This window comes from Deinococcus piscis (genome assembly GCF_014653275.1).
Taxonomy (GTDB): domain Bacteria; phylum Deinococcota; class Deinococci; order Deinococcales; family Deinococcaceae; genus Deinococcus; species Deinococcus piscis.
The window spans coordinates 1-11,987 of the sequence record NZ_BNAL01000018.1 but is presented as its reverse complement, the minus strand read 5'-3'; the positions used below and the strand labels follow the sequence as shown (position 1 = coordinate 11,987).

General features: G+C 66.1%; 12 protein-coding genes. 6 read left to right on the top strand and 6 right to left on the bottom strand.

What is annotated here, in order from left to right; all coding sequences use genetic code 11:
* Positions 1-47: 47 nt before the first annotated feature.
* From nadE to IE158_RS07865, 5 genes are all read left to right on the top strand, one after another.
* Positions 48-905, top strand: coding sequence for an NAD(+) synthase (gene nadE, locus IE158_RS07885; protein WP_229838993.1), 858 nt, complete (start codon positions 48-50; stop codon positions 903-905).
* On the top strand, positions 902-1,789 hold the full coding sequence (locus tag IE158_RS07880) for an alkaline phosphatase family protein (protein WP_189643119.1): 888 nt from the start codon (positions 902-904) through the stop codon (positions 1,787-1,789). The genes nadE and IE158_RS07880 overlap by 4 nt, the downstream gene beginning before the upstream one ends.
* Positions 1,790-2,376: 587 nt before the next feature.
* Complete coding sequence (pdhA, locus tag IE158_RS07875) at positions 2,377-3,543, top strand: pyruvate dehydrogenase (acetyl-transferring) E1 component subunit alpha (RefSeq protein WP_189643118.1); 1,167 nt, start codon at positions 2,377-2,379, stop codon at positions 3,541-3,543.
* A complete protein-coding gene (locus IE158_RS07870) occupies positions 3,540-4,577 on the top strand; it encodes an alpha-ketoacid dehydrogenase subunit beta (protein WP_189643117.1) in 1,038 nt (345 codons plus the stop codon). Before pdhA ends, IE158_RS07870 begins: the two co-directional genes overlap by 4 nt.
* 204 nt (positions 4,578-4,781) lie before the next feature.
* Positions 4,782-5,375, top strand: coding sequence for a hypothetical protein (locus IE158_RS07865; protein ID WP_189643116.1), 594 nt, complete (start codon positions 4,782-4,784; stop codon positions 5,373-5,375).
* Here IE158_RS07865 and IE158_RS07860 read toward each other — a convergent pair.
* Positions 5,365-5,748 carry a diacylglycerol kinase gene (locus IE158_RS07860; RefSeq protein WP_189643115.1) on the bottom strand — a complete coding sequence of 128 codons (384 nt, stop codon included), beginning with the start codon at positions 5,746-5,748 and terminating at the stop codon, positions 5,365-5,367. The two genes, IE158_RS07865 and IE158_RS07860, sit on opposite strands and share 11 nt — an antisense overlap.
* Positions 5,741-6,208: an rRNA maturation RNase YbeY gene (ybeY, locus tag IE158_RS07855; protein WP_189643114.1), complete on the bottom strand. Its 468-nt coding sequence runs from the start codon at positions 6,206-6,208 to the stop codon at positions 5,741-5,743. Before ybeY ends, IE158_RS07860 begins: the two co-directional genes overlap by 8 nt.
* Positions 6,209-6,312: 104 nt before the next feature.
* On the opposite strand from ybeY, the gene IE158_RS07850 reads away from it, so the two are divergent.
* Positions 6,313-8,289, top strand: coding sequence for a WD40 repeat domain-containing protein (locus tag IE158_RS07850; protein WP_189643113.1), 1,977 nt, complete (start codon positions 6,313-6,315; stop codon positions 8,287-8,289).
* A 21-nt stretch (positions 8,290-8,310) separates the two neighbouring features.
* On the opposite strand, the gene IE158_RS07845 is transcribed toward IE158_RS07850, so the two are convergent.
* The 4 genes from IE158_RS07845 to IE158_RS07830 all read right to left on the bottom strand — a co-directional run bounded on the left by IE158_RS07845 (position 8,311) and on the right by IE158_RS07830 (position 11,773).
* The gene (locus IE158_RS07845) at positions 8,311-8,844 is read right to left on the bottom strand and encodes a GNAT family N-acetyltransferase (protein ID WP_229838992.1); all 534 of its coding nucleotides are present in this window, start codon (positions 8,842-8,844) and stop codon (positions 8,311-8,313) included.
* Between the two features lie 4 nt (positions 8,845-8,848).
* Positions 8,849-9,337: a GNAT family N-acetyltransferase gene (locus IE158_RS07840; RefSeq protein ID WP_189643111.1), complete on the bottom strand. Its 489-nt coding sequence runs from the start codon at positions 9,335-9,337 to the stop codon at positions 8,849-8,851.
* Between the two features lie 71 nt (positions 9,338-9,408).
* Complete coding sequence (locus tag IE158_RS07835) at positions 9,409-11,142, bottom strand: S8 family serine peptidase (RefSeq protein WP_189643110.1); 1,734 nt, start codon at positions 11,140-11,142, stop codon at positions 9,409-9,411.
* Between the two features lie 241 nt (positions 11,143-11,383).
* A complete protein-coding gene (locus tag IE158_RS07830) occupies positions 11,384-11,773 on the bottom strand; it encodes an alpha/beta fold hydrolase (protein ID WP_189643109.1) in 390 nt (129 codons plus the stop codon).
* Between the last annotated feature and the right edge of the window lie 214 nt (positions 11,774-11,987).

Here is an 11,987-nt window from a genome sequence, read left to right as displayed (position 1 = left end):
CAGCGCATTGTAGGGGGAAGGCCGCCGGGCCCGCCTACAATGCCTGCATGACCCACGACGCTTCTCACACCAGCGACATGCAGCGCCGCATCATTCACGAGCTGGAGGCGCAGCCTGACGTCGTCCCTGCCGACGAAATCGAGCGCCGCACAGCCTTTTTGGCCCAGTACCTGCGGGAGTCGGGCGCAAAAGGGCTGGTGCTGGGCATCAGCGGGGGGCAGGACTCTACGCTGGCGGGCCGCCTGTGCCAGCTGGCCTGCGAGCGGGTACGGGCAGAGGGCGGGGAAGCGCAGTTCTACGCCATGCGCCTGCCCTACGGCGTGCAGTTCGATGAAGCCGACGCCCAGACCGCTCTGGACTTTATCCGCCCCGATGTGCGGCTGACAGTGAACATCAAGCCCGCCACCGACGCGATGGAAGCGGCCTGCGAGGCGGCGCTGCACGCGGCTGGGGCGGGGGCGGGTGACCCCATCGGGGACTTTACCAAGGGCAACATCAAAGCCCGTCAGCGCATGATTGCCCAGTACACCGTGGCCGGGCAGCTGGGCTTGCTGGTGGTGGGCACCGACCACGCCGCCGAGGCCATCACCGGATTTTTTACCAAGTTCGGAGACGGCGCGGCTGACCTGATGCCGCTGAACGGCCTGAACAAGCGCCAGGGCGCGGCGCTGCTGCGCGAGCTGGGTGCGCCCGCGTCCACCTGGGAAAAGGTGCCCACCGCCGACCTGGAAGAGGACCGCCCGGCCCTGCCCGATGAAGTGGCCCTGGGCCTGCGCTACCGCGACATAGACGACTATCTGGAAGGCAAAGCGGTGGACGCTGAAGTGGCCGCGAAGCTGGAAGGGTATTTTCGCCGCTCGGCGCACAAGCGGGCGCTGCCAGCGGTGCCGCCTGCGGCTCAGTGACCCGTTCCCCCCTGATCTGGTTGGCCCTTGACGGGGTAGGGCACCCGCTGGATGCCCCGCCGGACTCGGTGTGGGACACCGAACTGCCCATCCTGCGCCCCTTGATTGACGCTGGGCTGGCGCTGGACGCCACGCTAGGCGTGCCAGGCCTGCCGCAGTCGGCCACTGGGCAAAGCTGCTGGCTGACAGGCCAGGACGCCGTAGCGTACATGGGGGAGCACTTCGGGCCACAGCCGGGGCCGACGCTGCGCCGGCTGCTGGACCAGGCGGCCTTGCCGGTGGGGCTTATACGGGCGGGCGGGCGAGCAGCCCTCGCGAACCTCTACCCGCCCGGCTACTTCGCGGCGCAGGAGCGGTATGCGGAGCGTGGTCGGCCCCGCCACGGCTGCTTTCCCTACTCGGTGCTGAGGGCGGGGCTACCGCTCAACCCACCGGAGTTGCCCGCTGTGCCGCCCACGCTGGGGCTGGATTACAGCGCACCCTGGACGCCTCAGCAATCGTGTGACACCTTGGTCGGCCTGGGGGAGAGGCTGGCATGGGCAGCGCAGGCACATGGACACGACCTGGTGATACTGGACCTGTGGCTGAGCGACGCCATCGGTCACCTGCGGGGCCAACCGGGGCGGGCGGCGGCCCTGACCGCAGGGCGTGAGTACCTGCACCGGGTCGATGCGCTGCTGGCGGGCCTCCTGGCAGGCGGCGCAGCCGCTGTGATTACCAGCGACCACGGCAACCTGGAAGACCTGAGCACGGCTTCGCATACGCGGGCGCGGGTGCCGCTGGCCTGGTCGGAACGAGTGGCCCCGCCACCTCTGGCCGACATAGCGCAGGGTGGCCGCTGGCTGCGTGGACAGCTGGGATTGCCCTCGCCGGGCGACCTTTAGCAAACGTCCATCTTTGCCGAGACTGTGGTGCCTGCCTGGCCCAAAGTTATCCACAGGGACGCCAAATTGGGGGCCAGTGCATCCCGACGGGGCCATTCTGTAGGTTGCAGAATCAAGCTCCTCTACTCATAAATGACGTCAGGGACAGTGTTTCACGCGCCGTTCTCATGGATTTGCTTCTCCAGACGCTCTGCATAGAGTTATCCACAGTGAAACCCTGGCCTGTGGATAACTTTGCGGAAGGCCATTTTCATGTTCTCATTTGGGCCGAGGTGGAGCCTTTATACCCGGTATATCCGGGCTGGAGCTGACCTGGCTCTGAAAGGCGTGCTGTCTACTTGGGGCTCCCCGCTTGACCGCGCCGTCCGTGAAACATCCTCTGCATGGGGCTGCACATTTTTCCCCGGCAGCATTTCTTCTATGATGGGCAGGCATCTTCTTTTTCTAGGCCCAGTTCTCCGGCTTTAGCGCCCGGACCAGACCTTTGCCCCCAGCGGCTCTGGCTGCGTCCCGTCCTGCGTGTCTGCCGTGGGCCACTCACCTATCCGCGCCGAACCTGCGCGGAGCCGACAGGAGGCATCTTCCTTATGTCCAAAACCAGTACCGAGGTGGCCGCGTCCGCTGGGACGCTGCCCGCCGCTCAGGCCGCCATGGCGGCTTCCGTGCTCCAACCCGCCGCCGAGGGGCAGCCGGAAGTGCCCATGCTCCAGTTCATTACCCCGCAGGGCACCCTGAATGCGGGCGAGCAACCATTGCCAGATGTGCCGCTGCCCGACCCCGAAACCCAGCTGTGGCTGTACCGCCAGATGCGCCGCATTCGCCACTTTGACGAGCGGGCCTGGGTGCTGTACCGCCAGGGCAAGATGGGCGTCTTTCCGCCCTACGGGGGCATGGAAGCCTCGCAGGCAGGTACGGCGGCGGCGCTGACCACGCAGGATTGGCTCTTTCCCACCTACCGTGACACCGGCGCGGCGCTCACCTATGGCCTGCCGATTGCGCAGACGGTGGCCTACTGGCGCTCCAGCCCGCATGGCTGGTACATGCCCGAAGACCTGAAAATCACGCCTTTTTATATTCCGATTGCCACCCAGTACCCGCAGGCGGTGGGCGCGGCGCTGGCTGAGCGGAAAAGGGGCACCCGCAATGTGGCGATGGCCTTTATTGGGGACGGCGGCAGCAGTGAGGGCGACTTCCACGAGGGCCTGAACTTCGCCGGAGCGCTGAATGCCCCGTGTGTCTTTATCCTCCAGAACAACGGCTGGGCCATCAGTGTGCCCACTGCTGCCCAGACCCGCGCCCGCGACCTCTCGCGCCGCGCCGAGGGCTACGGCGTGCCCGGCCTACGGGTGGACGGCAACGACATTTTGGCGGTGTACGCCGTGACCAAAGCGGCGGTGGAGCGTGCCCGGGGCGGCGAAGGCCCCACCCTGATCGAAACCGTAACTTTCCGCATCAAGCCGCACACGGTGGCCGATGACCCCACGCGCTACCGCACCGACGAGATGACCGCTGGCTGGGACACCAAAGACCCGGTACTGCGCCTGCGCGAGTATCTGCTGGCTCAGGGCACACTGACGGAGGAGGGCGAAGCCGCCATGCTGGACGAAATCAGCGCCGAGTTTGAAGAAGCGGTGGCCGCCGCCGACGCGCTGCCGGACCCCACGCCCGCCGAAATCGTGGACCACGTATTTGCCCAGCCCACCCCGCAGCTGCGGGCGCAGCGCGCCGAAATTATGGAGGAGGACTCAGCATGACCGCCGTTGGAGACAAGAAACAGACGCTCGCTGCTGCGCCGCAGCGTGACGCCAGCAAGCCCATCACGATGGTGGCCGCCATCAACGAAGCGCTGGATATGGCCCTGACCCGCGACCCCGACGTGTACATCTTCGGGGAAGACGTGGGCGTGATGGGCGGCGTGTTTCGCGCCACCGACGGCCTGCAGGCCCGCCACGGCGTGGAGCGCGTGTTCGACACCCCTTTGGCCGAGGCGGGCATCATGGGCCTGGGCATCGGCATGGGCCTGGCGGGCCTGAAGCCCGTGGCCGAGATGCAGTTTGCGGGCTTTCTATACCCCGCGCTGGACCAGATCATGAGCCACCTGGGCCGCTACCGCCACCGCACCCGCAGCCGGTTTACGCTGCCGGTGGTCGTGCGTGCGCCCTATGGCGGCGGCGTACATACCCCCGAGCAGCACGCCGACAGCCCCGAGGCGGTCATCGCCCATGTGCCGGGCGTGAAGGTGGTGATTCCCAGCAATCCGCAGGATGCCAAGGGCCTGCTGCTGGCCGCCATTGCAGACCCGGACCCAGTGTTTTTCTTTGAGAGCATCAAGATGTACCGCTCCCTCAAGGCTGAAGTGGACCCCGGCTACTACACCGTGCCTATCGGCCAGGCCCGCATCCACCGCGCAGGCGACGACCTGACCATCATCTGCTACGGCGGCATGGTGGAAGTGTGTGACCGGGCCGCCGAAGCTGCCGCAGGAGCTGGAATCAGTGCAGAAATCATTGACCTGCGGACCATCTCTCCGCTGGACACGGCCACCGTCTTGGAGAGTGTCCGCAAGACAGGCCGCGCCGTGATTGTCACCGAAGCCCCGCGCACCGCTGGCTTTCATTCTGAAGTGGCCGCCGTCATTGCCGAAGAAGCGATTGATTCGCTGCTGGCTCCCGTGGTCCGCGTGACCGGCTTTGACGCGCCCTACCCGCCGTTTACGGCCATTGAGGACAGCTACCGGCCCACGCCCACCCGCGTGGCGAAGGCGATCCGCCGGGTAATGGAGTACTAATCTTGGGGGCGGAAAGCTGCGGCCAGGAGGTGCTGAGCCGCAGCGTTTTGGCCCAATTCTGGTGGCAAGCCCCGTCAGGTCATCCAATCCGGGCAGAGCGAAAGAGACGGGGATTTCGCGGTCTGGGGCCGCCATCGGGGTTGGGAGTGCAGCCCGTCCTCTCTCCCTCATGCCCGCGTCAGCCCACATCCTCACAATGGGGGCATGACGTTCTCCTCTCCACCGCCCACGCCCACTGAGATCGTCCATCTGGGGAGCGAAGCCATCACCGTGACTGGTCCAACCAACGCTGACAAAGTGGGGATGGACGTGGGTCTATGGGCGCATGAGGAAACGCTGTACTCGCCGCGCAGCGACTTCGCAGCGGTGCGCTTTTGCTGGGACGCAGTCAAATACCACGGCTGCCGGGTGTATCTGGCGCGGCCCGGCGCTCAGGTCACGGAACTAAAAAACAGCAATGTGGAGCGGCTGCTCTGGACCCAGGACGGTGAATATCTGCTGGGAGCCGGGGCCAATACGCTGCGGCTGTGGAACCTGTCGGGCGGAATGAGGAGCGCCATGTATCAGACGGCGACAGGCAGGAGCACCCAGCGCATCCAGGAGTGGTGGCTGGTGCTCAACGGACGCGGACGCACGGACTTGTGCGTGTCGGCGCAGGACGGCTTCCGCCTTGAAAAAAATGCCGCAATTTATACCCTGAGTACGGCCCGCTACCGTCTGCCCACCCTGGAGCGGTTGGGACTGAATACCGTGCAGACAGAGGCGGGTGAAGCCGCTTGCCCAGACCCTAGCCGCTGACCAGCGCCCACAGCCTCGGCCCCAGCACGCTCAGGCCCACCAGCAACGCGAAAAAGGCCGCCACGTACACCGCCCCGGCGGCGGCGTCCTTCGCCACTTTGGCGAGCGGGTGCGGGTCCGGGCTGATCAGGTCCACCACCGCTTCCACGGCGCTGTTGAGCAGTTCCAGGCTCAGCACCAGGGCGCAGGTGAGCAGGATGGGGGCCAGCGGTGCGTCAAGCACCAGGGTCAGGCCCAGTGCCAGCGCAGCCGCCCAGACCTCGATGCGGAAGTTGGCCTCGCTGCGGTACACCGCCCGCACGCCCGCCCAGGCGTAGCCTGCGGAGCGGAGCCAGCGGCGGGGGCTCAGGGGCGAGCCGACATTTTTAGACATCTGCGGGCAGGGCGCTCTGGGCGGCAGCCCACGCCCCGTGAAAGACCTGCCACTCCTCGCCCGCCGCGCCTTCCTCGAAGCCCAGGCCCTCGGCGTGGGGGTGGTCATGGCCGACGAGGTGGGTCATGCCGTGGCTGGCGAGCAGCGCCACCTCGCGGGTCAGGCTGTGGCCCCGGCTCTCGGCCTGCCGCGCCGCCGTATCCAGGCTGATGATGATGTCGCCCAGGTGAGGCGGCACAAACGGGTCGCCCGGTTCCCACGCCGGGAAGCTCAGCACGTCGGTGGCGGCGTCCTCGCCCCAGTGCTCCAGCTTGAGTGCCTGAATGGTGGGGTCGTCTACCAGCACCACCGTCACCTCACGGTCCGCTACCCCAAAGTGCCGCATCACCGCTGCCAGGCTGCGTTCCAGGGCGGCGGGGAGCCCGGCGGGCGGGTCGTATTCGATGACGAGGTCTATCATGCCCCGGAGGATAGCGGATAGGTAGAGCTGGTCAAGCAGCGTTGTCCCCATCTCCCGGAGCATCTCCCAAGGCAGCGTCAGCTTGTCCGCCGCAGAATGACCCTATGCGAACCTTCCTGACGGCCCTGCTGCTGGCGCTGCCCTCCGCTACGGCGGCCACGCTGAATGCCGTCACACCCATTCCCGGCCACGCGGCGGACAGCTTTGGCCTCAGTGAGGAGATGGGACCGTTGTCGGGCGGCGTCGCCTGGTCCGCCGACAGCACTGCGGTCTGGACGCTTGACACGATCCGCGAGCTGAAGCGTTGGCGTGTCTCGGACGGAGCCTTGCTGCGCGGGCAGCGGCTGGCCCCCCCGGCGGCACTGCCGGACACGCGGCCTGACTTTCCGAACGCTGAACTCACCCTCAGCGGCGTGGCTACGGCTTCGGGCTTGTCCATCACCGCACGCGGCTACCGGGGTAGTGAGCCTGTGCAGCTCAGCTACCGCCTCAACACCGGCACCGGTCAGGAAACGCGGCAGCCAGACTGCCCGCCGAGCATGACGGGCAGCAGAGTCTGCACCCCGGACGGCTCAGTGCGGGCCTGGGCAGCAGGTGGCGAATTGCAGTGGCAGCGCGGCGAGCGGGTCGAGCGTCTCCGCCTCCCCGCCGGCCTGTCTCTGAAGCCGGAGGGTGGCCCGCCCTCGTTCAGCCTGGGCCTCAGTCCGGATGGGCGGCGGCTGGCTCTGCTGCTTCTGAGTGGCAAGGACAGTTATTCCGGAGGGAAAGGCACCCTGCTAACTTGGACATGGAACGCGGACGGCGCGGTTCAGGCTCCTCAGCAGGCTCTGCTGGGAGATGTGCTGCTGCATCCCGGCGCACAGCTGGGCTGGGTGGGCGAACGGGTGCTGCTCGCGTCCAACGTGTACAACACGGGCGACAAGTACGGCAGCGGTGGAGCCCGCGTCGGCCAGCTGCTGGCCCTGGTCACGCCCGGTAAGGGACCAGTCTGGACGCTGAGCGCGGACGCCAATCTGCGCGGGGCTTCCCCTTCGCCGGATGGCCGCCTGTTCGTGACGGTGCGTGAAGGCAGCGTGCCTGAAGTGCGCCGCGTGGCCGATGGCAGCTTTGTGCGCTCGCTGGGTGCGGCGGTGCGGGACGCGGTGCCCCTGAGCGGTGGCCGCACGCTGCTGGCGGTGCAGGACGGCGCCGGTTTTGGGCGCATCGTGCGGCATGAGCCGGGGCGGCTAATTACCCTGTACCGGGGGCCAAAGGTGCCGGAGCATCTGGCGGTGAACGCAGATGGCTCGCGCATTGCTGCGGTGAGCGGAGATGATGGGCGCACCCTGCGGCTGCTGGACGCTTCTGGACGCGTGCTGCGCGAGTGGCGGGCACGCGAGCGTGTCAGCGACCTGGCCTTCAGCCCTGATGGTCTGGTGCTGAGCGCCGCGCTGGGCTGGTGGAGTGACGGTGGGGTGCAGGCCTGGCGCGTGGCCGACGGCACCCCCTACCCTTTGCCGCAGGGCACGCAGTTTCCGGTGTCGCAAGTGGTGATTCGTCCTCAGAATGGACAGAAAGGCCCCCTCGTTGCAGGGGAGCGGGGGACAAATACGGTGCTCTGGAACTTGCCCGAAAAAGCCAGCGTCCGGTACGCGGTTCCCTCGCCCGATGGCGCATGGCTGGTCGGCACAGGGCTGACCCCAGCGTCTACCGAGCAGATTCCGCCCAACCAGGAACGCGGCACCGTGAACCGCTTTGCCCGCGTGGACGCCCGCACCGGCAAAAGTGGCCCGGTGCTGAACGTGCCCGTTGCTCACCCGGAGGACGTATACGCGGGGTGGGGCATCGCTGCCTTTGACGGGCAGCGCGTACTCCTCTCGGAAAGCAGTGGCGACGGCTGCGGCGGTTTCTTGTACGGGTACCGGCTCGCTGACCTCGCTGCTGGGCACACGCTGAACACCCCGGCGCAGCTGAGCGGCGGCTACGCCCGGCTGATGGGCTGCGGCCACTTTGCCCCTCGTCCCGAAGCTGATTTCGCCCCTGACGGACGACTGCTCATCCGCGACGGCAACCGCCTGGACTGGTGGACGCTGGCAAAGTAGGGCTGGAGCAGCGGCGCGGGTTTAAGACCACTCGCGCCGCAGTGCTGCCAGTCGCACACTGTCCCACCGCTGTCCCTGCCACAGCCGCGCTTCTGGGATACGGGCGCACTCGCGGTAGCCGCAGCGTTCGGCGGCCCGGACCATGCGTTCATCGCCGCTCCAAGTGGTCAGCGTAATAACGTGCGCGTCCGCCTCAGCAAAGGTGGCTTGGGTCCACAGACGCAAGGCCTGCTTGCCCAGGCCGCCGCCCCAGTGCTTTGGGTCGTAGATGACCATTCCCAGTTCCCACCATCCCCCGCCCACAGGGGCTTCCTCGGAGCGGGTCACCATGCCGATACACTCGCCGTCCAGCGCGATGATTCGGCGGTGTGGTTGAGGCTGTGGTGGGTGTTCTGCCAGTCGCCGTGAGTAGTCTTCCCAGCTGACCGGCTGCGGCTTGTCCAGAAAGTACGGCCCATCCCAGCGCCGCCATTGGGGGTCTGTTTCGCCGTACAGCCAGCGCCAGACCGTGTGGTCATCGGCTGACAGCCGCTCGCGCAGAGTCAAAGTCTTCAAAGGGCTACCTCTTTTCCTGGTCCAACTCGCGCCGCAGCACCCACTGCGGGCCGTGTTCGCCGCCGTCCCGCACGAACCAGTCGGTAAAGCCTGCTTTGTCGTACACGCGCCGGGCATGCGCGTTGCGCTGATTCACCACCAAAAAGAGATAGGTGGCCTGCGGAAAATGCTGCCGGGCCACCTCTGCCGCCTGCATCATTGCTGCCGTACCGATGCCGCGCCCCTGGCAGCGCTCGTCAATGCTCAGCGCCCGGATCGCCACACCTGCCGGGTCCGGTGCGGGCAGGTACTTGTCTCTCTGCGCCCCCGCTGACAGGACGAAATACCCCACCACATCCTCCCCATCCAGAATGCTGACGCCCAGGCTATCCGGGTCGGCTTCCGCCGCAGGAATCAGGTCTGCGGGGTAAGCGGTGAAGCTTTCCTGCGCGGGCGGCAACTGGAGGGCCGAGAGGGCAGCGAAGTGGGCTGGGAGGTAGGGAAGAAGGGGCATGGCCCAAGTATTGATCATGAGCAAGGAGGCCCCCAGCCAATTGCGCCGGGGGCCTTGCTTTCCTGCTCGCTTTAGTTCTGAATGGCCCGCAGCGGCTGCACCAGTCCGTAACCGGTGTTGTTGTCTTTGCCAGCGGCATCAATGTCGCGGGCGGTGTTTTTCAGCAGGGTTTCCAGTTGCGCGTTGGTCAGGCTCGGCTTGGCGGCCCAGACCACGGCGGCGGCGGCAGCCACATGCGGGGTCGCCATGCTGGTGCCGTTCCAGCTGTCATAGTCGGCACTGCCCACGCTGACCGTGGCGGTGCTCTGAGCGGTCAGGCTCTGTCCGGTGGCCTGCGTCACGCCCACCACCGGAATGCTGTAGCTGTTGGTCAGGCTCAGGCCCAGTGCGCCGTCCACGTTGTTGGAAATAATCACGGCGGTGGCTCCGCTGCCAGCCGCATTGGCCACCTTTTCCTCAAAGGAGCAGGTGCCGCGTGCAATCAGGGCGATGTTGCCCTGTAGTGCGGCGTTGCGGGTGCCTACGCCACAGAACTCGTTGTTGGTTCCGCCGGCCTGGACCAGCGTGCCAGTGACGCTGCCCTGCCCGGACTTGTCGGCACCAGAGACATCTGGATAAGCAACGCCGCCGCTTACCACACTGGCCGCGCTGCCGCTGCCCAGGGGCACGGCGCTCAGCACGGCCACGCCGGGACCAGCCAGGTCCACACTGCTGCCGAAGTTGCTGAAGTCGGCTTTTTTCAGGTCGCTGTCCACGGCGGCCACGGCCAGCACGTTGTCATAGGCGGCTGGATAGGACACAGCGGTGCTTTCGTTGCCCGTGGCGGCCACCGTCAGCACGCCCTTGTTAAAGGCGCTGGTGTAGGCCCGCTGCTCGGTCAGGCTCTTGCGTCCGCCGCCCAGTGACAGGTTGACCACCACTTTGTTCTCGGTGCCGCCCTGCGACTTGAGCTGCGAGGCGCACCAGTTCAGCCCGTTGATGATCGCACTGCTGCTGCCTGAGCCGCTGTCGCCCAGCACGCGGGCCATGTACAGGTTCACGTCACTCGCCACGCCGCCCACACCATTTGGGTCCATGCCAGCGAGCAGGCCAGGAGCGCCAGTACCCGCTCCATACTGCGCGAACACCGTGCCTGCCACGTGGGTGCCGTGCTGACCCACATCATTCAGCTGATAGGGGTCGTTGCGGTTCGGCTCGGTGGTCACGAAGTTGCGAAAGCCCTTCAGTCGGCGCGCAAATTCGGGGTGGTTGCCATCAATCCCAGTGTCCCCGATACAGACTGCTACGCCCTGGCCGGTGTAGCCCTGACTGCGGAGCGTAGGCACGTCCAATGCTGCATCGCCCCAGGTGGTTTCGCCACTGGCGGTATAGAGCGCCTGGGTGCTCAGGCCGCTGCTTGCTGCTGGAGCACTGGTCCCCCCGTCCCTGGCCTGACCGACAGCGGGGCCGCCCAGCGCCCGGCGCACCAGGTCAGGCTCGATGTATTCCACCAGGGGGCTACTTTGCAGCCGGGCCAGGGCTTCGGGGCTCAGCTGCACAGCGGCGGCGCTGATGTCAGCCCACTGGCTGGTCAACACGCCGCCCGCTGCTTCAATGGTCTGCGCCTGGAGCGCCGCCTGCTGCTGCAAGGACTGCGCCGAGAGGTCGTCGCTGTGCTGGAAGCCCACCAGATAGGCGCCTTCAATCACTTCGCTGCCCTGCGACGGGGTTTCGGGTGCGGGGGCAGGGGCACTGCTCTGGGGCTGTCCGCAGGCAGCGAGTGAGAGGGCGAGGGTGGCGGCCAGCAGGGAACGGGTGTAGGTCATGGAGAGACTCCTTTAGTGGATTCTGAGAACTGAAAAGAGCGCTCACCTGCCCGAAAAAGGCGTGCTGGCGAGCGGTGAAGCCGTTGAACCAAGTTCAAACCTCATTGAACGTGAGGGGGAGGTTATCAGAAGTATTCGCCTACTGCAACTGCCATTTGAAATCTGAACTCAACTTTATTTTGACGATTGTTTTCCGAGGTAGTTGGCCTGTACGGTCCCGCTGCTCCCTGGCTATCACAACTCAAGAAACCGGTATCAGTTCCTGCTCCACGCGGTCCAACCAATCGCTGACTAACGCTGCAAAAAGGTGTTGCTGCCTTGCCTCAGGCAGCGGCCATTCGTGCCCAGCCTGGTCCAGCACGGCGAAGGAAGCGCGGGGGTAGTGGTCCAGCAGCGTCCAGCTATCGCGGTAGCCCGTAACGGTATCCTGCCTGCCCGTCACAATCAAAGTTGGTCCAGAAAATGGGCGCTGTTCTGGAACCTGACTCAAGCTGTAGCGGTACGGGTCATTCCGAATAGCGTCTAAAAAAGCGGTGTCGCAGGCCTGCAAAGCGGGCTGCACCAACGTCCGCTCCTTTTCGGCCAGAGCGGCCTCTTCGCTGGGCCGACGAAGTGTCGGTGCAGGCGGCAAATCACGCGGTTGCCACTCTGGATTACGCGTGGCACGCGGAGCATCAGCCCGGCCACCTGCCGAGGCCGCTGGGCGGCGACTCCCCGCGCCAGATACCCGCCTGCCGAAGTTCCAGACAGGGCAAAGGGCTGTCCTCTGGTCTGCTCATCTAGAGCATTTGACATAATAAGAGGATGAAACGTGTTGGGGCGGCTGGGTATGGGAATGACTTGCG

Bases quoted from the DNA above. Each gene is read 5' to 3' on its own strand.
- nadE (WP_229838993.1), top strand. From the start codon at position 48: ATGACCCACGACGCTTCTCACACCAGCGACATGCAGCGCCGCATCATT.
- pdhA (WP_189643118.1), top strand. From the start codon at position 2,377: ATGTCCAAAACCAGTACCGAGGTGGCCGCGTCCGCTGGGACGCTGCCC.
- IE158_RS07870 (WP_189643117.1), top strand. From the start codon at position 3,540: ATGACCGCCGTTGGAGACAAGAAACAGACGCTCGCTGCTGCGCCGCAG.
- IE158_RS07865 (WP_189643116.1), top strand. From the start codon at position 4,782: ATGACGTTCTCCTCTCCACCGCCCACGCCCACTGAGATCGTCCATCTG.
- IE158_RS07860 (WP_189643115.1), bottom strand. From the start codon at position 5,748: ATGTCTAAAAATGTCGGCTCGCCCCTGAGCCCCCGCCGCTGGCTCCGC.
- ybeY (WP_189643114.1), bottom strand. From the start codon at position 6,208: ATGATAGACCTCGTCATCGAATACGACCCGCCCGCCGGGCTCCCCGCC.
- IE158_RS07850 (WP_189643113.1), top strand. From the start codon at position 6,313: ATGCGAACCTTCCTGACGGCCCTGCTGCTGGCGCTGCCCTCCGCTACG.
- IE158_RS07840 (WP_189643111.1), bottom strand. From the start codon at position 9,337: ATGCCCCTTCTTCCCTACCTCCCAGCCCACTTCGCTGCCCTCTCGGCC.
- IE158_RS07835 (WP_189643110.1), bottom strand. From the start codon at position 11,142: ATGACCTACACCCGTTCCCTGCTGGCCGCCACCCTCGCCCTCTCACTC.